Annotated in this window: 23 protein-coding genes, 2 tRNA genes, 1 pseudogene and 1 riboswitch; of the genes and pseudogenes, 19 read left to right on the top strand and 7 right to left on the bottom strand. The window is 43.3% G+C overall.

All coding sequences use genetic code 11. The features are described from left to right. Positions 1-29 precede the first annotated feature (29 nt). The 10 genes from BUB66_RS06670 (at position 30) to BUB66_RS06630 (ending at position 9,243) form a co-directional block, all read left to right on the top strand. Positions 30-1,547 carry a chemotaxis protein CheW gene (locus BUB66_RS06670; protein WP_073256572.1) on the top strand — a complete coding sequence of 506 codons (1,518 nt, stop codon included), beginning with the start codon at positions 30-32 and terminating at the stop codon, positions 1,545-1,547. Between the two features lie 10 nt (positions 1,548-1,557). Further along, positions 1,558-2,628, top strand: a complete 1,071-nt coding sequence (locus BUB66_RS06665; protein WP_073256569.1) for a protein-glutamate methylesterase/protein-glutamine glutaminase — start codon at positions 1,558-1,560, stop codon at positions 2,626-2,628. 4 nt (positions 2,629-2,632) lie between these two features. After that, positions 2,633-3,439 carry a CheR family methyltransferase gene (locus tag BUB66_RS06660; protein ID WP_073256566.1) on the top strand — a complete coding sequence of 269 codons (807 nt, stop codon included), beginning with the start codon at positions 2,633-2,635 and terminating at the stop codon, positions 3,437-3,439. Between the two features lie 20 nt (positions 3,440-3,459). Continuing rightward, a complete protein-coding gene (locus tag BUB66_RS06655; RefSeq protein WP_073256564.1) occupies positions 3,460-5,961 on the top strand; it encodes a chemotaxis protein CheA in 2,502 nt (833 codons plus the stop codon). Next, positions 5,951-6,205: a hypothetical protein gene (locus BUB66_RS06650; RefSeq protein ID WP_073256560.1), complete on the top strand. Its 255-nt coding sequence runs from the start codon at positions 5,951-5,953 to the stop codon at positions 6,203-6,205. The genes BUB66_RS06655 and BUB66_RS06650 overlap by 11 nt, the downstream gene beginning before the upstream one ends. 25 nt (positions 6,206-6,230) lie before the next feature. Further along, a complete protein-coding gene (locus BUB66_RS06645; protein WP_073256557.1) occupies positions 6,231-7,388 on the top strand; it encodes a methyl-accepting chemotaxis protein in 1,158 nt (385 codons plus the stop codon). 27 nt (positions 7,389-7,415) lie between these two features. Then, positions 7,416-7,781, top strand: a complete 366-nt coding sequence (locus BUB66_RS06640; RefSeq protein ID WP_073256554.1) for a response regulator — start codon at positions 7,416-7,418, stop codon at positions 7,779-7,781. Between the two features lie 500 nt (positions 7,782-8,281). Continuing rightward, positions 8,282-8,446, top strand: coding sequence for a hypothetical protein (locus tag BUB66_RS12135; RefSeq protein ID WP_159431511.1), 165 nt, complete (start codon positions 8,282-8,284; stop codon positions 8,444-8,446). Continuing rightward, positions 8,409-8,684, top strand: a complete 276-nt coding sequence (locus tag BUB66_RS12335; RefSeq protein WP_198409392.1) for a hypothetical protein — start codon at positions 8,409-8,411, stop codon at positions 8,682-8,684. Before BUB66_RS12135 ends, BUB66_RS12335 begins: the two co-directional genes overlap by 38 nt. Continuing rightward, entirely contained in the window at positions 8,662-9,243 is a 582-nt protein-coding gene (locus BUB66_RS06630; protein ID WP_073256548.1) for a HEAT repeat domain-containing protein, read from the top strand. The genes BUB66_RS12335 and BUB66_RS06630 overlap by 23 nt, the downstream gene beginning before the upstream one ends. A gap of 190 nt (positions 9,244-9,433) precedes the next feature. On the opposite strand, the gene BUB66_RS06625 is transcribed toward BUB66_RS06630, so the two are convergent. Continuing rightward, positions 9,434-10,690, bottom strand: coding sequence for a methyl-accepting chemotaxis protein (locus BUB66_RS06625; RefSeq protein ID WP_073256545.1), 1,257 nt, complete (start codon positions 10,688-10,690; stop codon positions 9,434-9,436). 200 nt (positions 10,691-10,890) lie between these two features. On the opposite strand from BUB66_RS06625, the gene BUB66_RS06620 reads away from it, so the two are divergent. Beyond that, positions 10,891-10,978 (top strand) — tRNA-Leu (locus BUB66_RS06620). Between the two features lie 168 nt (positions 10,979-11,146). Continuing rightward, the gene (locus BUB66_RS06615; protein WP_073256542.1) at positions 11,147-11,371 is read left to right on the top strand and encodes a hypothetical protein; all 225 of its coding nucleotides are present in this window, start codon (positions 11,147-11,149) and stop codon (positions 11,369-11,371) included. Positions 11,372-11,394: 23 nt separating this feature from the next. On the opposite strand, the gene BUB66_RS06610 is transcribed toward BUB66_RS06615, so the two are convergent. Beyond that, on the bottom strand, positions 11,395-12,075 hold the full coding sequence (locus BUB66_RS06610; protein WP_073256539.1) for a L,D-transpeptidase family protein: 681 nt from the start codon (positions 12,073-12,075) through the stop codon (positions 11,395-11,397). 68 nt (positions 12,076-12,143) lie between these two features. Between BUB66_RS06610 and BUB66_RS06605 the strand changes: the two genes are divergently transcribed. Continuing rightward, on the top strand, positions 12,144-12,812 hold the full coding sequence (locus BUB66_RS06605) for a glycosyltransferase family 2 protein (RefSeq protein WP_073256536.1): 669 nt from the start codon (positions 12,144-12,146) through the stop codon (positions 12,810-12,812). Between the two features lie 40 nt (positions 12,813-12,852). Here BUB66_RS06605 and hcp read toward each other — a convergent pair whose 3' ends face one another. Further along, on the bottom strand, positions 12,853-14,139 hold the full coding sequence (gene hcp, locus BUB66_RS06600) for a hydroxylamine reductase (protein ID WP_073256533.1): 1,287 nt from the start codon (positions 14,137-14,139) through the stop codon (positions 12,853-12,855). 163 nt (positions 14,140-14,302) lie between these two features. Here hcp and BUB66_RS06595 point away from each other — a divergent pair. From BUB66_RS06595 to BUB66_RS12725, 3 genes and pseudogenes are all read left to right on the top strand, one after another. After that, positions 14,303-14,390 (top strand) — tRNA-Leu (locus tag BUB66_RS06595). Between the two features lie 92 nt (positions 14,391-14,482). Then, on the top strand, positions 14,483-15,433 hold the full coding sequence (locus tag BUB66_RS06590) for a tyrosine-type recombinase/integrase (RefSeq protein WP_073256530.1): 951 nt from the start codon (positions 14,483-14,485) through the stop codon (positions 15,431-15,433). A gap of 143 nt (positions 15,434-15,576) precedes the next feature. After that, a pseudogene (locus BUB66_RS12725) lies at positions 15,577-15,804 on the top strand (ImmA/IrrE family metallo-endopeptidase); the annotation flags it as partial. A 197-nt stretch (positions 15,805-16,001) separates the two neighbouring features. Here the strand turns inward: BUB66_RS12725 and BUB66_RS06580 are convergent. Genes BUB66_RS06580 through BUB66_RS06570 form a run of 3 tightly spaced genes read right to left on the bottom strand, consistent with a single transcriptional unit; the run spans position 16,002 to position 17,958 of the window. After that, a complete protein-coding gene (locus tag BUB66_RS06580; RefSeq protein ID WP_073256528.1) occupies positions 16,002-16,226 on the bottom strand; it encodes a hypothetical protein in 225 nt (74 codons plus the stop codon). A 13-nt stretch (positions 16,227-16,239) separates the two neighbouring features. Continuing rightward, a complete protein-coding gene (locus BUB66_RS06575) occupies positions 16,240-16,590 on the bottom strand; it encodes a DUF441 domain-containing protein (RefSeq protein WP_073256525.1) in 351 nt (116 codons plus the stop codon). Between the two features lie 21 nt (positions 16,591-16,611). Further along, positions 16,612-17,958 carry an ATP-binding protein gene (locus BUB66_RS06570; RefSeq protein ID WP_073256774.1) on the bottom strand — a complete coding sequence of 449 codons (1,347 nt, stop codon included), beginning with the start codon at positions 17,956-17,958 and terminating at the stop codon, positions 16,612-16,614. A 227-nt stretch (positions 17,959-18,185) separates the two neighbouring features. Beyond that, positions 18,186-18,361: riboswitch (cobalamin riboswitch) on the top strand. Positions 18,362-18,446: 85 nt separating this feature from the next. Here BUB66_RS06570 and cobT point away from each other — a divergent pair. Beyond that, positions 18,447-19,502 (top strand): nicotinate-nucleotide--dimethylbenzimidazole phosphoribosyltransferase, encoded by a 1,056-nt coding sequence (gene cobT / locus BUB66_RS06565; RefSeq protein WP_073256512.1) that lies wholly within the window; start codon positions 18,447-18,449, stop codon positions 19,500-19,502. Between the two features lie 5 nt (positions 19,503-19,507). On the opposite strand, the gene BUB66_RS06560 is transcribed toward cobT, so the two are convergent. Further along, a complete protein-coding gene (locus BUB66_RS06560; RefSeq protein WP_073256509.1) occupies positions 19,508-20,779 on the bottom strand; it encodes an HD-GYP domain-containing protein in 1,272 nt (423 codons plus the stop codon). Positions 20,780-20,880: 101 nt separating this feature from the next. Here BUB66_RS06560 and BUB66_RS06555 point away from each other — a divergent pair, with 101 nt between their 5' ends. Next, a complete protein-coding gene (locus tag BUB66_RS06555; RefSeq protein ID WP_073256506.1) occupies positions 20,881-21,711 on the top strand; it encodes a 5'-methylthioadenosine/S-adenosylhomocysteine nucleosidase family protein in 831 nt (276 codons plus the stop codon). Beyond that, positions 21,683-22,693 (top strand): SPL family radical SAM protein, encoded by a 1,011-nt coding sequence (locus BUB66_RS06550; RefSeq protein ID WP_073256503.1) that lies wholly within the window; start codon positions 21,683-21,685, stop codon positions 22,691-22,693. The genes BUB66_RS06555 and BUB66_RS06550 overlap by 29 nt, the downstream gene beginning before the upstream one ends. The last annotated feature ends 8 nt before the right edge of the window (positions 22,694-22,701 follow it).

Here is a 22,701-nt window from a genome sequence, read left to right as displayed (position 1 = left end):
ACCATGGCAGCAGGAAAGGGTGAAGACTTATGCCTTTAACCCAGTATGTACTGTTTCGCCTCGCTGAGGAACAATACGGGGTACCTGTACAGGCGGTGCAAGAAACCATACGACTTCCGCATATAACCAGAGTTCCACAGGCCCCCCATTACGTTGAGGGTCTGGCCAATCTCCGCGGGCTTGTTATCTCGGTAGTCAGCGGTAGGAAGAAGTTAGGCCTTCCCGATAAAGAACATGACGAAGATACTAGGGTCTTAATAATAAAACTGGGTGACTATCGTGTTGGATATGTGGTTGATGCAGTAACAGGCGTTGTCACTGTAGATACTGAAGAGATCGAAGCCCTTCCCCAGGACCTCCCCCATCAAGCATATTTCTACGGGCTCCTACGCTCTGATAAGGGCGTTATTATGCTAATTGATCCACAAAAGCTTTTCGGCCAGAACATAAGTTTCCATGTAGGAAAAGAGGAAATCAGGGTGCAAGAATACGGTGACGAAAAATACAGAAAGAGCTTAGAACACGCAACTGGCGAAGCAGAGCGAAAGTTAGTTACCTTTGGCGTCGGGGAGGAAGAATACGGCTTAGACATCGCCTGTGTCCAGGAAATAGTAGCCTACCCGGAAGAGTTAAGTAGCGTCCCTACCTTCCCACAATACGCTGAGGGGATAATGGTACTGAGGGACCAGTTGCTGCCGGTGATAAACCTGGCAAGACTTATGGGGCTAAATGAGGAAGAATACGACCGAAGCAGGAGCAGGGTTATTGTCTTGCATGGTGAACGGGGGCTTTTTGGGATAGTGGTAGACAGTGTATTTGAGGTGCTCACCATAGATGCAAATAACATTGAAGAGATACCGGAGTACCTCCAAGTTGATGCCAGGGTCAAATTTAAGGGAATATGTAAGGTAGACAAAGAAAAGAAAAAGCACCTTACATACATCGTGGATCCCGCTTACCTCATGGGACTAGAAGTAGTGAAGTCCAGGATAGGCAACGTAAATTGTGAAGTCAGGGAAGAAGCCGTGGCAGATAAAAACAGTGAGGGCCAGTATATCCTTTTCAGGCTTGGTGAACAGGACTTTATAACAGAGATAACCTCTGTACGTGAGATTCTCAATGTGCCGGAAATAACACACGTACCCCAGGCTCCTCCCTTTGTAGAAGGGGTAATAAACATTCGAGGCAAGATTATTCCGGTGATAGACCTTCGCAAGCGCCTGGAAATGGGTAGTTTTACCAGGGGAGACCAGAATAGGATTATTGTGGTAGACATTGGAGACAGCCTGACTGGATTTATTGTTGATGCAGTCAAAGAAGTAAAGAGAATACCGCTTGCCGACATTGAGTCTACTAAAGCCCTGACTCCAGTGGGATTGAACCATGAATACCTGATAAGCATAGCGAAGCTGGGACAAAAGGGAGCTGTAGCTTTAGTAATTGATCTCCATAAATTATTGAGCCGTTTTGAAGTGCGTATTTTACAGAGTATGAACGTTGACGCTGCGGAGACGCCAACAACGGAAGAAGGAGAGGAGGTTCAGTAAATAAATTTTTATGGAGAATCGAATCAGAGTATTGATAGCAGATGATTCTGCTTTTGTTAGGAAATATTTGAAGGAAATTCTGGCGGGCGATTCTGAAATAGAAATAGTAGGAACGGCACGGGACGGAGAAGAAGCAGTTAAACTTGCCCTGGCTTTACGGCCCGATGTTGTTACTATTGATGTGGAAATGCCCAAAATGGATGGCTTGACGGCCCTTCAGTACATAATGAATGAAAATCCTATCCCGGTAGTAGTCATATCTTCTTTGACCCAAAAAGGCGAACTTTTGACCTATGAGGCGCTGGCTCTGGGAGCCGTGGACGTTATAGCTAAACCCAGCGGTCCAGTTTCTACTGACTTAAGAAAGATAGCTGAAGATATAAGGCGCAAGGTCAAGGCGGCAGCGAAATCCAATATAAAAGCGGCCACGAGGGCCATAAAAAAGAGGGGGGCGGGACCATATTTTGAGCCTGTCCCCTCGGTTACTTCAATTACGTTTAAAAAACTGGTAATTATAGGAGTATCTACTGGTGGTCCCAAAACGTTGACAGAAATATTACCCGAACTCCCTGCAGACCTTCCTGCTCCTGTCATAGTAGTCCAGCATTTGCCGGCAGGGTTTACTAAAAGCTTCGCTGAAAGGCTTAATAACATCTGCCGGCTGGAGGTTTCGGAAGCCCAAGATGGAGAAATTATTACTCCGGGCAAGATACTCGTAGCACCTGGGCACAGCCATTTAAAAATAGAGCGCAGATTAGGCAGGAACGAAGTAAGAGTGAGACTAACCGATGAACCCCGGGATGCGCTGTATAAACCTTCAGTGGAAGTGGCTATGGAGAGTGCTTTAAAAGTTTTAGGCGGGCAACGGCTGGTTGCTATACTGCTCACTGGCATGGGAGACGATGGTGCTAACGCCATGGTTAAGATAAGAAACGCGGGAGGTATTACTATAGCTGAGGCCGAAGAGACCGCAGTCGTATGGGGCATGCCCAGAGAAGCTATAAATAGGGGTGGTGCCTCCGTAGTGGTCCCTGCCTACCGTGTAGCACAAGAAATAGTTAAAGCAGTAAAGGAGGGATGAGCCCCTGGATCATGAAAACTTTAATAAACTTACAGAACTAATTTACCGCACCGCGGGGCTCCACTATGATTTAAAAAAGAAGTATTACCTGGAGCGCAGGTTGAAAGAGCGCATGAAAGCGCTGGAAATTGAGGAGGTAGAAAAGTATTTACGCATTTTACAGTTTGATGCCATTGAAAGGCAAAAATTTATAAACGCTCTGACTGTGAAAGAAACTTACTTTTTTCGGGAGTACGAACAGCTTAAGTTTTTCGCTGAGGAGATACTACCAAAGATATTAAAGGAGAGGCTTGCTGGTTCGGGCAAAACGATCAAGGTGCTTTCAGCAGGATGTGCGACTGGAGAAGAAGCATACACGTTGGGGATAATCTTGAACGAAATGCTCGAGGGGGAAGACTTCGATTGGTGGGTTGTGGGTATAGACATCGATACTTTCGCCCTGGAAAAGGCCCAAGAAGGAAGGTATGATAGTCGGTCAACCCGTTTAATACCTAAGGAATACTTGAACTGTTACCTTTTAGAGGACGGGGAGTTTTATAAAGTCAAGCCCTTTTTGAAGCAAAAGATTACTTTTGCCTGGGCTAACCTTTTGACTGGTATACCTGAAAATCTTGCCCCTTTTGAGGTCATATTTTGCCGCAATGTGCTTATATACTTTGATGATGTAAGCAGGGAGAGAGTCTTAAATAACCTGTATAAAGCCCTTGTACCAGGTGGATATATTTTCTTCGGTCACGCTGATTTTGTGGGTAAATTTTTTACAATTTTCAAGCCGGAGAGGATAGGCAGGCACCTCGTTTATCGCAAATAAAGCAGGAGGTGGGCTGGTCAGTGGAGGAAGTGGATAGGACGCTACTTGTCTCTTTTCTGGAAGAAGCACAGGAACTTCTTGAGGAAATAGAACAGAAGCTTTTAAAATTGGAGAAGCGTCCCCAGGATAGAGAGCTTATTCACGATCTCTTTCGGGCTTTCCATACATTAAAAGGGTCTTCTGGTATAGCAGGCATGGTGACTTTTCAAAAGATAGCTCACGAGTTTGAAAACCTTCTTGAAATATTAAGAAAAAATGAGATCGATGTAACACGTGACCTAATTACACTTTTTTTCAAAGGTGTAGATGCTTTGAAAGAAATAGCTATAAAACTTAAAAAAAATAGCTGTGAACCTCCCCTTGAACTGTGGATGGAATTATTGGAAGAAGTTAAGGCAAGCCTTGGAGTAAAAAAACCGCCAGCTGGAAGTCAGCTCGAACAAACTGGTGCTGAAAAAATAAATAGCTTTGACGGCCTCTACCTTCTGCCATTCTCTTTTCGCCTTGCTATACTGAACAACATGTTGGAAGAAGATAGATTGGAGGTAAAGGAGCAGGGTCAAAGAAAAGGGAAGCAGCGGACCTACATATTAGCTATAAACTGTGTCTGTGATATTTTTGAAAGAGGTCTTGACCCTTTAAGGCTAGCTCTTCAAGGAATTGAAAGTCTAGGGGGAAGGGTAATATCACTTACAGTCCTGGGCGATAAATTACCCTCTGTTTACGAGTTTGACCCCGAAAAATGTTATTTGCCTCTTATAGTGGCCTTTCAAACTCCAGACAACAAGATAGAAACACTTTTAAACGAACTGGAATTTCTGGCCGATGATGCTGATGTAAATCTGGGAGATATTAGCTCAATCTTTGACCTTTTTGCCCCGGAACTATCGGAAACCCAACTGCCATCAGGTGAAGAGAGGGAGAGACTAAAAACTTTCGTAGAGGGAGCCTCCTGGGAGATACCGGATGAAGGGTTAAAAAAGCAGATTGATTCCTTTATATCGGTGGCCTTAGAAATGTATAGATTCCCAAGTATGAGCAACTCGCTGTTTTGTGAGGCAGTTCTCCTCCTGGCTTTGTTTAAGCAGGTTCTTGTAGAAAAAAATGATATAGACCAGCTTTTGGAAGACTTTCAGGCTTTACTGCTGGAGTATGCGAATGCAGATCATAAAAGCATGTGTGAACTTATGGCTCCTCGGGAAGCCGCCCGGGACATATGGGAGTATTGGAGGGGAGAAGCAGGTGAAATTGAACATGCTGGTGTGGCTGTATCTAAGGAACCCTGCGCAGCATTAACCGGTCCAGGCAAGGCTCCAACTATTGTTTCTTCATCACTTAATTTAAAGGGCGAAAGTATTCGCGTGGATAAACATAAAATTGACCGTCTTATGGATTTGATTTCTGAATTGATCTTGCAGAAGAACGGGGTGGAATACTGGATTAGAAGGCTCCAAAAAATGGTACAGGATCGCGAGCTGCTTTATGCATTAAAAGTGCAAGAGCAGGGTTTGACGGCGGTAGTTAGAGAACTCCAGGAAACTGTAATCAGCTTGAGAATGACGCCATTGCGGGAACTTTTTTCCAAGTTCCCCCGTTATGTGCGGGATATATCTATAAAGCTTGGTAAAGAAGTGGAGCTTATTTTTGAAGGGGAGGACACCGAAGTTGACCGGGAAACGATAGAGAGGCTTTACGAACCACTCCTTCACTTGATACGCAACGCTTTAGACCATGGACTGGAGACGCCTGAAGAGCGGACGAGAAAGGGGAAGGAAAGTACAGGGCATTTAATCGTAAAGGCTTCCCGTGAGGCTTCGGCGGTGTTTATAGATGTAATAGACGACGGCCGCGGGATTGACGTGGGAAAGGTGAAATACAAAGCTGTACAGAATGGTCTAGTCTCCATGGAAGAGGCCGAAAAAATGAGCGATCAGGAAGCCATGAGATTAATATTTATGCCCGGCTTCAGTACCGCGGACAGTGTAACAGAAATATCGGGCCGTGGGGTTGGTATGGATGCAGTACAGCGTACATTAAAGGGACTCGGTGGTTCTATTGACCTGCACAGCATCCCTGACAAAGGGACAACTGTAAGGTTGATATTGCCTCTTACTCTTTTGACTACCCAGGTATTAGTAGTAGAGGTGGCAGGGGAAGAAATCGGCATCCCTGTAAGTGATATTGAACGAATAATAGAAGCCGAAAAAGTTCACCATTCCTCTGCTTGGGGAGAAATCGCCAAGGTAGGTAACTGCACCTTAATTATACAGGATTTGGCGTCGATACTAGGTGTTTCGGAGGCGAGAAATCGACTCCAGGATAGAAAGGCTATCGTGTTAAGAGCAGGAGTGTGTCTTTTAGCGGACCGCATTTCGGCCACAGAAGACTTGGTAGTAAGAAAGTTGACCGGAGAGCTTTCCGGTTTAAACCTTTACCTGGGGGTAGCGGTAAGGGGCAACGGTAAAGTGCTTATGATACTTAACACTCGCAGCTTGAGAGAGGCGATTGCTTATGAACATTGAGCTCCGGGATGGGAACCTCATAATAGAGGAAAGTTTGACTATTGAAGATGCTAGGAACGCCTGGAAGCTAATATTCGATAATCAACATGAAATTAAAACTGTAGACTTAAACGGTCTCAAAGATATTGATTTGGCCGGTATACAGGTGTTATTAATGCTGGTTCGCTTAAAACGGGATATAGATCTCATAATACCACTGGCACAAGGAGATTCCAGGTTTTTAATTTTCTCTGCAAATAGTTAAGATAAAGTATGTGGGGTGTAGAAAATTGGCGTGGCACGAATTGAGCTTTTTTCTTTGTGGAATTTCTGTAGGATGGGTTTTGGGTCGCATTCTAAGTCATTCTCTTGAGATACCAGCTTTTCCGAAGGGACAAAGAGCACTCTCAGAGGAACCTTTGGCCGACTCGGTTGAGATCAGGGAACCGGAGACTCATCCGGGAGTTGAAACCAGCCAGCATAATTTAGAATTACCAGGGTTATCTCAGCTTCTAGAGATAATTGAGCTGCAGATTAGAAGTCTGGTATCGGAGAGCGAAAAAGTGTTCTCATCGATACTACATAACATAGACCAGTTGCAGGAGCGGGTGCGGCACAGTCTTGCTAACGCTCAAGAGTTAGGGCGAAAGATTTACAGTTCCGCTTCTGAAGGCAACGGAGGAATAGTCGGGCGAACCATAAGAGAATTAGTGTCTTTTTCCCATGAAGCTGAAACTGCACTGCAACAAGTGGTTAATAGGCTGACTATTAGCCAAGATAATTGTAGGAGTATAGCAGAAAAGGCCGAAAAAGAACTTTACGGCTTTGTAGAAGAAGTAAGCAGCATAGCTTACAAGACCAAGATTTTGGCCCTAAACGCTTCTATTCTGGCAGCTCATGCTGGACAGTATGGCAGAGAGTTTGAAGTCGTTGCGCATGAAGTAAGACTGTTGGCGGATATGGTGTATGAGGCTACTTTGAGGGTGAAGCGGATTGCGGAGGACATTGCGGGTTCTGTCAAAGAGGTATCTTTAGAGATACAAGATTACTTAAACGAGATTGAAGGTGAGAAACAACAGATAGATAACACCATAAAGAAAGCGAGTCAAGATATTAATAGTGCGGCACATGAAGTAGAAGGCCTCATTTCTAACTTGATTTTTGAAATTGAGGGTTTCTTTCAGGATATAGACAGCACCATAGTCGCTGGACAGTTTCAAGATATAGCTAGGCAACGTTTGCAACATGTCCTTGAGGTGTTGCGGGAGTTGGGTGATTTGCTGCGCTTGGATTTGGGAGTGTTTGATGTTGTCAGTAGACGTAAACTAGAAGAAATAATAGCAGGTATGGTGCAGAAATATACCACCTACGTAGAGCGGCAAAATCATTACGCAGCCCTGGGTATGAAGTATGAAGAGAGCCTAGGGGATAACATAGAGCTTTTCTAAAAATATATGCCAAGGGGGAAAAATCCTATGGCAGAGGTGTTAATTGTAGACGATTCAGCCACCATGCGCTTAGCTTTAAAAACTGCTCTAAAACAAGCGGGGCATGTCGTCCACGAAGCGTGTGACGGAGTTGAAGCTCTAAATAAATTGAATGAGGGTCTAAAAGTTAAGGCCATCATTACAGATCTCAATATGCCGAATATGGACGGCGTTACTTTTATACAGACTGTAAGGAAGTTGCCAGGCTTCAAGTTTGTACCCATACTTATGTTAACAACTGAAAGTTCTATGGAAAAAAAAGAAGAAGGGCGGAAGGTTGGCGCTAGTGGCTGGATTGTGAAGCCCTTTAGTCCTGAACAATTGCTAGCAGTGTTAAAAAAACTGGGTGTGTAACCTCCTTAAAGGAGGGAACCTTGCAAGCTCAAGCATGAAATTGACCTCTCATGAGATTATCCTGATCATCCGCTCAACCGATAAGAGGGTGGCAGAGGCCAATCCTGCCATCTTTGCACAAACCCAAATATAAAGGATAATTCCTCTCGAAAAATACGCTTGAGGAGAATTTTTTATAAGGAAGATTATGGGCGGTGATTATAAGATGAATGTATTTGCGGAAAAATATGATTTACCTTTAGTTCCACCCGATGCCAGTTTAAAAGAAGTTGCGAAAGCACTGCTTGAAACGAAACCGACTTTATAGTTATAGGAAACGAGGATGATATTTATGGATATATCGACAATAAATCAATAATAAAGTGGCTTCTAACAAAAGATGAGAATGCAAAGCTTAAAGCCAAGGATCTTGCAGTTTTGATAAAAGATGAAGATAAAATGGAATTATCATCGATATAAAAACTGCTATTGAAAGGATAAATAAACATGGAAGACTGCCTTTGTTTACTAGTAAAGGTGGAAAAATAAAAGGCAAATTCTCGGCTCAAAGAATTATGAACGAACTTTTAATGACTCATGATGAAGAAAAAGAAAACGGGACATTTTTTGATTTCCTTTACAGATATAATGGCGGAATACACTATGATGGAAAAATTGAGAAGTAGTCAAAATGAAGTGGAAACGGCATTTTCAATGATGCTTCCGGACCAGCGCATAGAGGTACGGCTAAAATCCATAGTGGAGTATATGGACGAATATGACGAAAGTACAGGCATGATTGTGTTCGGCATGCCGAAGGCGGCAATAGAGCGAAAGGGAGCGGATATTGTAGCTCCATCTTACAAAATTGCCGACATTATTATAAAAAAGGTGAATGAATATGTTAGAGGTCAAGATAAGTGAATTGGCGGAACAGTTGAAAAGTGGAAAAAGCAAAAATGAACGCATACAGGCGGCGCTTGACCTTGGGAGTATCAAGGCGAAAGAAGCCGTGGATGTCCTAGTAGAGCAGCTTTTAGTGGAAGAAGATGAAGCTGTGCGGGAAGCGATAGTCACTTCGCTTATAAAAATAGGGGATGAATATGTGGCAAATCGTGCTGCAGAGCTTCTAGAATGCGAAGATGCTTATGTTAGAAATGCGGGAGTGGAAATACTCTCTATAATAGGCGGACCTGCCATCGAAATACTGCGAAAGATGATAAACCATCCCGACAGGGATGTGAGAATTCTGGCAGTAAATGCGCTAGGGGAAAGCCATATAAGGGAAACAAATAGGTATTTGCGCCGCGTGATAATGGAAGATAATGACGAAAATGTGATGGCATCGGCGATAGAATACCTGAGTGAGTTGGGGTTTGAAAAGGAAGATAAAGAAGTTGTAATGAGGGCTGCAAAAAGATTTTCAAGTCCCTTTTTCCAATATGTAGTAAAATCCGCAATTGAAAAAATGGCGGATTTATAGGGTTGAAATGAGGTGCAAAAGTGACGGCGGAGGAATTCATAAAGCTGAGGGACTTTATATACAGGAAGACCGGGATTTATTTTGAAGAGCGAAAAAAATATCTGCCTTAGAACATCAATTACGGATAGGGGGGCGCTCCGCAGTTGGCATGAGCTGCTTAAGGGCAGCCCCACAATAGACACCGGCTTTTCTACACCTCGAAGCGCTCCACCTGTTCTTCCAGCCGTTTGGCTACTTCCAATACCTGCTGGGCATTACTGGCTATCTCTTGGGTAGAAGCAGAAAGTTCCTCGGCTGCAGCTGATATTTCTTGAGCTGATGCAGAAGTTTCTTCAGCTACGGCACTTATGCTCTGGACACGGTCGAGCACTACATCCTTTGCTTTTACTGTATTGTCAAGTTCGCGATAGGTAGATTCAATCATTGGTCCTATTGCTGCTACAGATGCTAATATGTTGTCAAAGGACTTAATGGTATGCTCCACATTCTCCAATTGGTTAGCTACTTGTCTTGTCACTTCTTCAGAAGTTGAAACCACTTCATTTGTTTCGGAAATAATATTGTTTAGTAAAGCTCTTATTTTGTCAGAAGATATGCGTGACTGCTCTGCCAATTTGCGGACTTCTTCTGCAACTACTGCAAAACCTCGGCCTGCTTCTCCAGCCCGGGCTGCTTCAATAGCTGCATTCAATGCCAAAAGATTAGTCTGTTCTGCTATTCCATTGATTACTTCCAGAATCTCTCCTACTTGGCTAACCGAGCCTTTCAGTTCATCAAGCCTTTCTACAACTATTTTGAAGGCTTCGCGCACATTCTTTATGGAATTGATTAGGCTATCTAGTTCTTTTTTGCCAGTATCGGCAAATGAAGAAGTTTCTTCGCTGTTGCTCTTTACACGACCGAGTTCAATGTAAACTTTTTCAAGGCTTGTCGTTATATCTTTGACGAGGTCTAAAATTTCTTGCAAGTGACTTGCTTGATCAGTGGCTCCGGACGCGACTTGTTGTATGGCATTGGCTACTTCATTGGAAGATGAAGCAATCTCTTCGGATGTCGCGCTTAGTGTTTCTGAATTGGCTGTGAGATTTTTTGCTTCTTCTTTAAGGCTAAAAAGCAGTTTTCTGAAAGTGATTTGATTTTTATGGATGGCATGGGCCAATTTTCCTATTTCATCTTTCCGGCGCAAAAATTCTTCCGGTAATGGCCTTGAAAAATCACCGCTTGCTATAAATTCGAGATGGTCGATAACTGAAATAAGGGGTATGGTTAGAAATCGGGCAAAAAAATAAGCTATTGTAGTTAAGGCTAATAATACGATAATGCTTATTGCAGCTTTATTAATGTCTGTCATCGAAGTATTATAAATTATTAATTGGCATATTGAGCCAATCATTAAAACTGTGAGCGTAAGTGCGACGATTTTACTTCTTAAGCTATTTAAGAACATCGTCCATTCCCTCCCCACAAGTTCCGTTCCGCTTTGTGTTATACAATAATATAGAAACTTATTTTTTAAAAGTTGTCAATACTTGTCAAATATGCTACTCATTAGCAGAATTAAATTCTAATGCGGCAATTACTGAAAATCGAAGATGGAGGCTCTTGAAATATAACAAAGTATATGCTAATATAATAATTGCAATTTGTGCCGAAGTGGTGGAATTGGCAGACGCGCTACATTCAGGGTGTAGTGGGCGAAAGGCCCGTGCGGGTTCAAATCCCGCCTTCGGCACCAGAAAAAATGGCGGTTTCCAGAGGGCTCCGGAAACCGTTTATTTTTTTTTAAAATGAACTTCTAACAAACATCAAACAGGGAATACTAACAATTAATCAGAGGTTCAAAGTAATTAAAGAATATTCTCTCTAGAAATATCTCATATTAATAAAAAAAGGTGAATTAAAAATGATACCTTCCATACAGAATATCGAAGATATAGAAAGGGCAATAAGCGTTATAAAATCTTCCATAATGAAAAGGGGAGCGTTGCCGGAAAATCTGGTTGAATCAATAACTGCTGAACTTACAGTATCGAAACCGGAAATAGCATCATGTTTCCTGGATAAGCTTTTCCGAGAGTGTCCCGGAGCGGCAAAATATTTTGCAAAACATCTCAAAGACAAATTTTAAAGCGGCTAAAAAAGCCGCTTTTATTATTCAAACCTGAAGATTCCGAGGGCCCTATAAGTAGCTTCGTTTACTATTCCGGTAGCTTTAAGACCATTTTCTTTTTGAAAGGTCTTTACAGCTTCCCGTGTCCCAGAGCCGTAAATTCCGTCAAAATTGCCGTTGTAGAAGCCGTAATTATAAAGCCTTTTTTGCACCTCCACCACATCCGAGCCCCTGCTACCCTGCATCAGGGTTCTAAAGCCGAAGGTGAAAGGCCCGTCCACGCCTCCCACTATATAAACCTTTGTGCCCACCTTTACCCAGCCGAAAACTTCTTCCACGTGCCTGTTGTGCATCCTGATGCACCCGTGGGAGGCGAAACCGCCGATGGAATAGGGCTTGTTTGTACCGTGGATGCCGTAAATTCCCCAGGGAACGCTGAGCCTCATCCACCGGCTGCCGAATCCCTCGCCCCATTTTGATTTTTCTGTAATCCTGAAAAGACCTATAGGAGTAGGGGTTTCGAAGGTACCCACCGCTACCGGAAAGGTCTTAAAGGGCTTTCCGTCATCCAAGACTACAAGCTTCCTTTCAAGGGTATATATTACCAAAGAAACTTCGCCTTTTAGTTTTTGGCCGGAAACATCCTGGTTGGCCTGTGAAGGTGAATAAAAAGCCGCTAAAAATATAAATATAAAAGCAGTGACAATAAGTAATTTTTTCAAAATTTCACCTCCCAGCGCTCACGGTTATATTTTGTCCTTTAAAAACGAATTGCATACGAGGGGATAAGATGCGTGTAAGCGTTATAATTCCGGCTTTTAACGAAGAAAAAAATGTGGAATTTGTCGTAAGGGAAGCAAAGAAAATCGAAAATTTAAGGGAAATAATAGTGGTGGACGATGGTTCAACAGACCGTACTGCTGAAAAAGCAGCCAACGCAGGTGCAGCGGTAATCAGGCATGAAAAAAACAGGGGAAAAGGGGCTGCTCTGATGACGGGCTGTTTTGCCGCAAAAGGAGAAATAATCGTTTTTCTCGATGCGGACCTTTGTTTTAAGGCCGATGACCTAGAAAAGCTTTTGGAACCGATAAAAAAAGGGGAGGCCGATATGACCGTGGCTAAATTTCCAAAAGCCAGGAAAAAAGGCGGATTCGGGCTAGTGAAAAGTCTTTCGCGGTGGGGAGTTTATCTCATGACAGGGGAAAAATTTAATGCAGCGTTGTCAGGCCAGCGAGCGTTTAAGCGCGAAATGCTGAAAAGCGTTGGGGAAATCCCGCCTGGATTCGGCGTAGAGGTGGGGTTTTTGATAGACGTGCTCAGAAAAGGTTATAGAGTTATCGAAGTGGACGTGAATATGAGCCACCGCGAGACGGGAAGAAGCCTGCGGGACTTTGCGCACAGGGGGCGGCAGTTTAGAGACATTTTGCTCACGCTGCTACGAAAGTTGTACGCTGTATAACATATAAAAAAGGCATCTCCGTTTGGAGATGCCATACTATTTATCCAAGCATTTCGGCGAGGTCCTTTTCTACGTTGCTTATGAGTTTCAGGTTGAAGTTATCCTGGAGGACCTTCATCACTCCCGGCGTAATGAATTCGGGGGCTTTGGGGCCGATATAGATATTTTTCACTCCCAGGCTCAAAAGGCCGAGAAGTATTGCCACAGCTTTTTGTTCGAACCAAGAGAGCACTATCGAAAGGGGCAGGTCATTCACCGAACAGTTGAAAGCTTCGGCAAGGGCCGTTGCTACCTTTATCGCCGAGATGGAGTTGTTGCACTGGCCGAAGTCTATATAGCGCGGGATGTTGGTTCCAGGCACGGTGCCGTAATCCACGTCGTTGAAACGGAATTTGCCGCAGGAGGTGGTGATGATAACGCAGTCCTTCGGCAAAGCTAAGGCGAGCTTCCTGAAGTACTCGTTGCCGCTGCCCGGAGTGTCGCAACCTGCTATCACGAAGAACCTTTTTATTTTTCCGGCCTTTACGGCGTCAATTATTTCGGGGGCGATTTTAAGTACCGTTTCGTGATGAAAGCCGGTCACTACCATCTTATCGGAATCTACGTTGGCTGGCGGGAGCGACAGGGCTTTTTCGATAACGGGTGTGAAATCGTCGTTTTCGATTTTCTGAACGCCCTCAAGTCCCGCGGCGCCGTAGCTGAAGAAGCGGTCGGAGTACGTGCCCTTTATTGGCATTATGCAGTTGGTGGTCCCTACGATAGCGCCAGGAAACTCTTCGAAAAGTTTCCTTTGGTCGGTCCAGGATTTGCCTAAGTTCCCTTTTAGATGCTTGTATTTTCTAAGTTCTGGATAGCCGTGGGCAGGCAGCATTTCGGAATGGGTGTAAATGTTTACGCCCTTCCCTTCGGATTGTTCGAGCAGTAATTTAAGAGCGTGGAGGTTATGGCCGGTTACCAGGATGCAGTGGCCTTCGATTTTGTCCTGGGGAACTTCCACCGGTTCCGGGATTCCGAACTTGGACGTATGAGCCTTGTCTAAAAGTTCCATGACCTTTACTGTTGCCTTGCCTACCTTCATCGCCATATCTATATGCTCCTGCAGGTTGAAGTTAACGTTGGTTAGGGTCATGTAAAGAGCTTCCTGTACGGTGGCGTCTACTTCGGGGTCGGTAAAGCCGAGTTCTCTAGCGTGGACCGCATAAGCAGATATACCCTTCAAACCTAAAATTATCGTATCCTGGAGACTGGATATATCCTCGTTTTTACCGCAAACTCCGATTTTTGTGCAACCGCCTTTTGGAGTTTGCTCGCACTGATAACAGAACATATAATCCCTCCCTGGTATTTTTTTGTTTCAATTAAAATAATAACGCCAAAAAACTGTAAATTCTGTGATGAAAATCACATTCAGGCCTAAAACTGGACTCTTTTTTGGATTAATATGCTCTTGAATTATGGCCGAGGATATGGTAAGATAATAGTGCGGTTGTGCCGAAGTGGTGGAACTGGCAGACGCGCCGGACTCAAAATCCGGTGGCCGATGAGGCCGTGCGGGTTCGACTCCCGCCTTCGGCACCATCCAATGAAATCAAGGGTTTGAAGGATTAGCCTCCTCGAAAAAGGGCCAAAAAAATCCGGTGTCCCTGATTGAGGAGGTGTTTTTATTTTCTATGGCAAAGTTAGCAAGGCTAAAAACTCCCCAATTAGACTTCCGTTTCATCTTGAGCGAATTCCTTCTTTCAAAGCAGGCAGATGGCATTTCTCCCCGTACGCTGGAAGACTACAGACGGCATGTTAATTCCTTCCTCCGTGCCAGCCCCAATATTTCTGATTATGATTCGCTATACAAGGCAGTAATAAAGTATTTCAGCCAGCCATGTTCTCCGGGGTATCGAAATATTAAACTTCGTTATTTGCGTGCCTTTTTTAACTGGTGTGTAGAAAAAGGCTATATCCCTGCCAATCCAACAGCAGGCATAAAAAAGGCCAAAGAAGATATTGACAATATCCGTCATGTCTCCCTTGAGGAAGTGAAAAAACTCCTCCAACAGCCGGATAAAAGCACCTATACGGGCCTAAGAGATTACTGCCTTATGCTCGTACAGATTGATACAGGCGTAAGGCCCGGGGAGTTACTACAGGTTAGAGTTTCAGACCTTAACCTTGACTCAAGGGAGATACGGATAAGGCCCGAAGTGGCAAAAACAAGGGTAGGGAGGACGCTTGCAATCACTCCATTTACAGCCCAGCAGATTGCAAGGTTCTTGAGAATACGCCCGGAGCATTGGAGGGATGATGTGCCGTTATTTGCTTCCGAGAATGGCCTTACAATGGATGAAAAGCATTGGGCAAAAAGGATAAGAGAATACTGCAAAAAAGCAGGGATAAAAGTCACTCCCTACGGTTTACGCCATACCTTCGCCATTGAGTTTCTAAAAGCCGGTGGCGACCCCTTCAGCCTCCAGAGGATTTTGGGCTATGCAGATTTGACTATGACAAGGCGGTATGTCAGGCTTTCGCAGGACGACATAAGAGAAGTGCATGAAAAGGCTTCTCCAGTGCAGAAGTTACAGCAGATGGGTAAGCGTGCACCGAGAAAACTGCCGGGAGGTGTGAAATAATGGAGGACTTCGCACCTATCCGGTTAAAGAAGAATGATAATCCCCTTTGGAAAGCATTAGTTCGTCTCGGGAGAAAGAGAAAAATTGAATTTTACGAGTTTAATAAATTAAAGGTTTAAAGGGTTTTTTGTGTTTGGCATAAAGGTGATAAGACAATATTTATAAACACCGATATTTTAGATAGTGAGTTTAAGTGTCATGTGTTAGCTCATGAATTAGGCCACGCAGTGCTCCACGCAGGAGTATGTAATAGAGATTTGTATTTCAATGATAAGGAGTATAGCACCAAAATAGAGAATGAGGCTAATAAGTTCGCCGATAGGCTAATTAGGCTATTGAAAAGAAAACTCCAAGCCGGAGAAGAAAAGTAAAAATCAAGTGCCGGGGTGGGATAAATCCTCCCGGCCTTTTTGTTTCTTTACCGCCTTCATATTTGCCTTTTAAGGCGCTTTTTCTTGCTCCGGATAGTCCTATATCCTCCTATATCCCCCTGTTCTGCAAAAGGCTTTTACTTCCTTCCTGAATGTCCGAAAATGTCCGTTTTTAGGTGGTTTTTGCGTTATTTTCGTTATCTAGCCAATTGTTCTGCTATAGATTCTAGTTGGTTGCATATTGCTTTCAGGGTTTTGGATATTTCTTCATATTGAAGCTTAAGATTTTGGTAGGAATACCAAAATAGTTGTGCTTTAATTTCATTATAATCTATGTCCGTTTTAGTGCCTACCACCTGCCCTTTTTGATCAAAAGGAATAACTTTTAATTCTGAAGAAGTATTAGTTTGCGGTTTAAACATTATTCAACGTCTCTTACCGCTTCATCAGGCTCAAAATTACCGCAACTATTCCTGCCGCCGTCATGGGGCCAATGGGGACACCTTTGAAAAATGCAACTCCTATCACTGATCCTAGAACTATTCCTGCTACTACGGAAGGGTTATCGCTGATGAATCCCAGCCCTTTCCCGGACAAGGTTACCGTTAGGGTGCCAGCGAGTATAGCTAATATAGCTACCGGACTTCTTAATAAATTTTCCATGTCCCTCAACGTTATTTTTCCGCTGACAAAAGGGGTTAAAATGCCAATGGTTAGGATGATCACGCCAATTTTTATGGCATGTTCATCAAGGAAGAGTATGACTGAGAGAATTCCTTGATCCAAATTTTTACCAACTCCTTTTGTTTAATAATCCTGTTGATTTAATAATTTTCCGCTTGCTAACCTTCCTTCTAAATCGTCTATAAACTGCCTTGCAGTCCTCCCGGAACGTTGATTGTTCCACAATTCCCATCTTAACGCCAATTTTCTCAAGGTTTCTCCATCCAAATTTATTCCTCTTTTCTTCGCTATTCCCTCTACTATTTCAAGGTAAGCTTCCTGATCGGGAGAGGGGAACACCACGGTTATTCCGAAACGATCGGAGAGAGAGAGTTTCTCTTGTACAGTATCCTTGGGCTTAAGCTCATCAGTGCGGTCTTTTGTAAATTCTTTGACGATGTGCCTCCTGTTGGAGGTGGCATAGATCAATAAGTTTTCAGGAGTCTTTTCCAGACTGCCCTCTAAGATAGCCTTTAAGTATTTGTATTCCGTTTCATGCTCTTCGAAGGATAGGTCGTCTATAAAAACTATAAAGCGCTGGGGTCTGGTTCTCAGTAGAGATATTATTTGGGGAAGGCATGTCAACTGATATTTTAAGACCTCAACTATTCGAAGGCCCCTTTCGCCGAATTCATGGAGCATTGCCTTTACAGTCGAGGACTTACCGGTCCCTCGGTCGCCGTAAAGGAGCACATTGTTGGCCTTGAAGCCCTTAACGAATTGTTCAGTGTTCCTCAAGACTTCCATTTTTTGTTCTTCATAGCCTATTATATCATGAATCCTTATGGGATCGGGTTCTGCTATCCCTATCAGGTCCAATTTTCCGTCTTTCTCCTTGACTCGGAAGGCCCAGTATTTGCCGAAAATCCCACACCCCACTTTTTTATAAAATTCTGCCAAATCATCTACAAAGTTTTCCCACCCCGTTGAAGTTTCCAGCTTTTGCTTCAAGTTATATTTTTCCCTGTAGTAATATTCTGGATATGGGAACTTATTTCCCTTTGGTTCGCGGTTGATAGGGATAGAAGGTAAGTCAAGCCCTAGCTTTGCTTTGATGAAGCTCAAAATGACTTCAAAATTAAATTCAAAGACGGACTTAAGGAGCTTTAAATCAGTTTTGACGAGTTTTTTAAGGTGATCTGCAGTATCTTTTCCTGCCCTTTCAGAGCTCAAACTGAAAGGATTTTCATCTTCAAGCATGAGGTCGAGTATTAGGTTCTGAAAAGAATTTCCAACACCAAGAGCCCTTTCGCTTTTAGCCAAAAGTCCGTATAATAGGTCGCAGTAAGCTTCAGCGGAAAGCAAAGGATCGCCGGACTTCGCAGCTTTTAATAGGTTTTCGAATTTCTTTATCAAGGGGTCTTCCAGGAGTCTCCTGTATACCGAAAGACTTTTCAATGACAAAATTGTGGAGCTTACAATTGAGTTCATTTCTGGAGCCATACCTTTCTTCAACTCCTTTTTAATTATAGTGAAGGGGAAATGAAACTTATTTAAGACTTGCTTTAGAGCAACAAGACGAGCAGGAAGCTCCATGTCAATTAATTCGCTAATGGTTAATTGCACTCCTTCTTTTACTTGATGAATTTAAAAAATCTAATATGTCATGGAAGGAATTTTGGAAAGAATAGAGAATTATTATAATGTGTTAAAATTGTGAATACCGTAACCTTTCGGGTGCCCCGAGATGGGGAGAATAGGGAATCAGGTGAAAATCCTGAGCGGACCCGCCGCTGTGACGGGGATTCCCCTTGCAAAATGCCACTGGGAAACCGGGAAGGCGCAAGGGGAGATGAACCGAAGCCAGAAGACCTGCCCGGAAGGTTTGCTAAGGGATGATGGTAAAGTCCCTAGCTGTAATTTATTACAGTTAGGGACTTTTTATTTTACAAAAAAATTAAGGAAAAAGGAGGATGTTTATGGAAATCTTGGAAAGAGCATTAAAAAGTATAGGGGAACTGGATAATACGGCCATGCAAAGGGCGAGGGAAAGGCTGGACAACTTGACAAAACCTAAAGGGAGCCTGGGAGCCCTGGAAGACCTGGCAGTAAAATTAGCTGGGATAAGCGGTAAGGTGTTTAATGATTTCAGAAAAAAGACCGTGATTATAATGGCGGGTGACCATGGCGTTGCGGATGAAGGGGTCAGTGCATATCCAAAAGAGGTAACCCCCCAAATGGTGGTGAACTTCCTTTCTGGAGGGGCTGCCATAAACGTACTCGCGCGCCACGAAGGAGCCGAGATAATTTGTGTTGACATAGGAGTAGCTTCAGATGTGGACCATCCAGGCCTGCTTGTAAGAAAGGTAAAAAAAGGCACAGATAACATTGCAAAAGGTCCTGCCATGAGCAGAGAAGAAGCGATAAAAGCCATCGAAGTAGGAGTTGTCACCGCTTGGGAAAGCATAGATAAAGGCTCCGACCTTATTGCCACGGGAGATATGGGAATAGGAAACACCACGCCTAGCAGTGCAATACTTGCTGCATTTTCAGGTAAGCCCCTTGAAGAAATAGTCGGCCGCGGAACCGGGATAGATGACCTTCGCCTGCAGAAAAAATTAAACGCAATAAGAAAAGCTCTAGAGGTAAATAAACCCGACCCTGAAGACCCAATAGGGGTCCTTGCAAAAGTAGGGGGCCTGGAAATCGCAGGCATTGCAGGGGTAATTTTGGGAGCGGCCTCGCGCAGAGTACCTGTCATCATAGACGGTCTTATATCGACTGCCGGTGCCCTTATTGCTTCTAAGATAGATCCCCGTTCAATAAACTTTATGATAGCGTCTCACGTATCTGAAGAACCAGGTCACAAAGTAATGCTAGAACTTTTGGGGCTCAAACCCATGATCTTCATGAGAATGAGATTGGGTGAAGGTACTGGCGCAGTACTTGCCATGAATCTTGTAGAGGCGGCAGCAAAGATAATAAAGGAAATGGCGACTTTTGAGGAAGCAGGTGTTTCAAAAGAGGAAATATAATTAAACTAATAAGTCAAATTTTCGTAAAAACTCCTGTATTCTTCAGCGGCGGCCTTTTCTGCTCTTTTTCTTACCCTATTTACTTCCTCAAAGCTGGATTTCAAAACATCTACGACATAAAAATCAAGTGCGGAATTCTTTACCATTTCCTCAAGCACTTTTACGGCCTGCCCTTTGGTCATTCCCTTTCTGTAAGGTCTGTCCTCGGTGATAGCGCAAAATACATCGGCAACTGACATTATTCGGGAGCCCAGGGGCAGGTCGTAAGCCTTGTAATGGAAGGGATAGCCGCTGCCGTCCAGCTTTTCGTGATGAAAGGAAGCCCATGCCGTTATTTCTTCTAAGCCTTTTAGCGGTTCTAAGATGCGATATGTAAAAAAAGGATGGGATTTTACGATATCAAACTCTTTTTTAGTGAGACTTCCATTTTTTTCTAGAATTTCTACAGGCACCGCTAACTTTCCAAGGTCGTGTAAGTACCCCGCTATACTCATCATTAAGCATTCCCTTCCGGAAAAACCGCAAAGTTTTGCTAAGTATTCGGCAGTTGCCGCAACACCGCTGGAATGTGTAGCGGTAAAGCGGCTTCTGAAGTCTATTATATGGGAAAACAATTTTGCCACATCTAACAGGGTTTCAAGTTGGAGTTCGATTACAGGCAGTGTAACTCTACTCTTTAGAACAGAGCTTAAAAAGGGTGAGGTCACTTCCAGCCAAAAGCTCTCCTTGACAGCCACGTTTTTAAAGGCTTCTACAAGCTCAGGCAAAAACAGTCGATTGGACTGGCTTTCAACCCTCCTTACTATTTCCTTTGACCTTCTCAAAATGTCCATTTGGCTGCTTCCCGTGAGCACCGCTATGCGGTCAGCAAGGTGGAGTATGTGGCTGCCCAGAGGTACTGCTTTTCCGCTAAATTCTGCGCCTTCTCCATAGTTCCATGGGACGTGATGAAATCTTACCAGCTCGGCAATCTTGGAAAAAGGCAGGTAAGTTTTTAAAAGCTGGTAGCTCAACTCAGCGTGTTTATAGGGATTTTCCAGTTCAAACTGAAGAGCGTCTATACGTTCCTTAAAGGAAAGGGCCCCTATATCGTGCAATGCTCCTGCAATTATCAGGTCGTTTAAGTTTTCAGGAGGAAGATTTAATTCGTAGCCTATCATATATGCGATATATGCCACCTTAAAGTGATGATTGGCTACTAGGGGGCTTATGAGGTCTATAGTCTCCGATATGGACATGATGAAGTCGAAGAGTTGGATTTTTGGTTGTTTTACCATAAAAAGCTCCTTTCGAAAACTCTTGAGTTTTCTTAAAGGCTGAGATATGGTAAATTATATATTGATTATACCATAACCAATAGTAAAAAAGGTGAAAAACCGTGTTATTCATAGTAACTGCATATCACGTAGAGGCAAAGCCCATTATTGAATATTTTGGGCTGAAGAAGGTTTTAAAAAATAGCCGTTTCCAGGTTTTTGCCGGAAAGGAAATGGCTCTGGTGGAAAGCGGTCCGGGGGCTATTGCCTCCGCTTGTGCCACTTCCTTTTTATTAACCGAGTTTAAAGCTAGGAGCAAAGACATCGCGCTTAATATAGGCATCGCCGGTGCAAAAAATGATAATCTTAAAAAGGGCGAAGCTATCCTTTGTCACAAAATAATCTATAACGATACAAAGAGAGTATTTTATCCTGATATACTCGTAAAACATAATATGAAGGAAGGGGTTTTGGAAACTTTTGATTTTCCAGTGGTTAAGGGAGATTATCCTGCAGAACTTATTGAAGGCGACATAGTTGACATGGAAGGTGCTGGATTCTTTGAGGCTGCATCATTTTTCCTGCCTCCTCATGGCGTCCACTGTATCAAAGTTGTTTCTGATTATTTGGAAAGAGCAGTAGAGCCGTCTTTCGTATTGGATATTATTGGAGAAAACCTGCCTTTGATAGAGGGTTTCATTTCATCTTTAGAGTCGATTCACCGTTTTATGCCAAGGGGGTTATCTGAAAACGAAGAAAAGATAATTGACAAACTTGCGGAAAACCTCAGACTCACTTTTACGATGACTCATCAACTGAAGAATTTAATTCAGTATTATCTCTCAAAAAACGAAGGTCTACCATGGGAGCTTTATGAATTTTTAAACATAAAAGTGAATTCAAAAAGCGAGGGGAAGGTTTATTTTGAAAGGATTAAAAAAATGCTTTGTTAGAAGTTTTTCTCACATATACGTCGAAGAAGGGGTGGAGGAATCTCCTTTGACGAAAGAAATACTAAAAAAGTTTCCGAAGGCCGTCAAAGTCAGGATAAAGCACTACAAGGATGTATTTTGCAGGCCAAGGCAAAACTTTTTCGTTCAAGAGTCAAGCAGGAAACTGATAATCGCAGCCAAAAAAGGAGAGTTGCTGTACCAGGGGCCTGATATTTGTCACAGTTTCGGAAATGAAAACTTTTACTACGCTTCGCCGGCTTTGAACTGTGTTTATTCGTGCGATTACTGTTACCTTAAAGGAATGTATGCTTCGGCGAATCTGGTAATTTTCGTGAACGTAGAGGATTTCTTTAAGGAGATCGAAGACTTGATAAGGCGAAATCCGATTTACCTGAGCATTTCTTATGACACTGATTTATTGGCGCTTGAAAGAATTGCACCCCTTTGCACTAGGTGGATTGAGTTTGCGAGGGGAAAAGAGGATTTAAAGCTAGAAATACGCACGAAGAGCGCAAATTATTCAGCCATAAGCTATCTTGCGCCTGCTTGCAATGTGATTTTAGCCTGGACTCTTTCTCCGGATGAGGCAATTAAGAAGTATGAAAAAAATGCGCCTCCCCTCGAACTCCGACTCAAAAATGTAAAAAAGGCCATCGGCGATGGCTGGAATGTAAGGCTTTGCTTTGACCCGGTTTTGTATTTTGAAGATTGGGAAGCGGCTTACGAAAATTTGATAAGCCGGACTTTTTCGGTGATTCCGGCAGATAAGATAAAAGACGCGAGTATTGGCGTCTTTAGGATACCCCGCGATTACTTAAAGAGGATGAGGAGAAATTTCCCGCCTTCGGAGATAATCCACTACCCTTATACAGCGAGGGAAGGAGTATATACTTATGATGAAAAAATTAAAAGAGAATTAACGGAAAAAGTCTGGTCTCTATTAATAAAGCATGTCCCGGAGGATAAAATTTTCGTTTTGTAAATATGTCC

This window comes from Caldanaerovirga acetigignens (assembly GCF_900142995.1).
Taxonomy (GTDB): Bacteria; Bacillota; Thermosediminibacteria; order Thermosediminibacterales; family Thermosediminibacteraceae; genus Fervidicola; species Fervidicola acetigignens.
This window is presented reverse-complemented; position numbering and strand designations above follow the sequence as displayed.

Coding starts and splice junctions, on each gene's coding strand:
- BUB66_RS06670 (WP_073256572.1), top strand. CDS start 30: ATGCCTTTAACCCAGTATGTACTGTTTCGCCTCGCTGAGGAACAATAC.
- BUB66_RS06665 (WP_073256569.1), top strand. CDS start 1,558: ATGGAGAATCGAATCAGAGTATTGATAGCAGATGATTCTGCTTTTGTT.
- BUB66_RS06650 (WP_073256560.1), top strand. CDS start 5,951: ATGAACATTGAGCTCCGGGATGGGAACCTCATAATAGAGGAAAGTTTG.
- BUB66_RS06640 (WP_073256554.1), top strand. CDS start 7,416: ATGGCAGAGGTGTTAATTGTAGACGATTCAGCCACCATGCGCTTAGCT.
- BUB66_RS12335 (WP_198409392.1), top strand. CDS start 8,409: ATGGCGGAATACACTATGATGGAAAAATTGAGAAGTAGTCAAAATGAA.
- BUB66_RS06630 (WP_073256548.1), top strand. CDS start 8,662: ATGTTAGAGGTCAAGATAAGTGAATTGGCGGAACAGTTGAAAAGTGGA.
- BUB66_RS06625 (WP_073256545.1), bottom strand. CDS start 10,690: ATGTTCTTAAATAGCTTAAGAAGTAAAATCGTCGCACTTACGCTCACA.
- BUB66_RS06615 (WP_073256542.1), top strand. CDS start 11,147: ATGATACCTTCCATACAGAATATCGAAGATATAGAAAGGGCAATAAGC.
- BUB66_RS06605 (WP_073256536.1), top strand. CDS start 12,144: ATGCGTGTAAGCGTTATAATTCCGGCTTTTAACGAAGAAAAAAATGTG.
- hcp (WP_073256533.1), bottom strand. CDS start 14,139: ATGTTCTGTTATCAGTGCGAGCAAACTCCAAAAGGCGGTTGCACAAAA.
- BUB66_RS06590 (WP_073256530.1), top strand. CDS start 14,483: ATGGCAAAGTTAGCAAGGCTAAAAACTCCCCAATTAGACTTCCGTTTC.
- BUB66_RS06580 (WP_073256528.1), bottom strand. CDS start 16,226: ATGTTTAAACCGCAAACTAATACTTCTTCAGAATTAAAAGTTATTCCT.
- BUB66_RS06570 (WP_073256774.1), bottom strand. CDS start 17,958: ATGAACTCAATTGTAAGCTCCACAATTTTGTCATTGAAAAGTCTTTCG.
- cobT (WP_073256512.1), top strand. CDS start 18,447: ATGGAAATCTTGGAAAGAGCATTAAAAAGTATAGGGGAACTGGATAAT.
- BUB66_RS06560 (WP_073256509.1), bottom strand. CDS start 20,779: ATGGTAAAACAACCAAAAATCCAACTCTTCGACTTCATCATGTCCATA.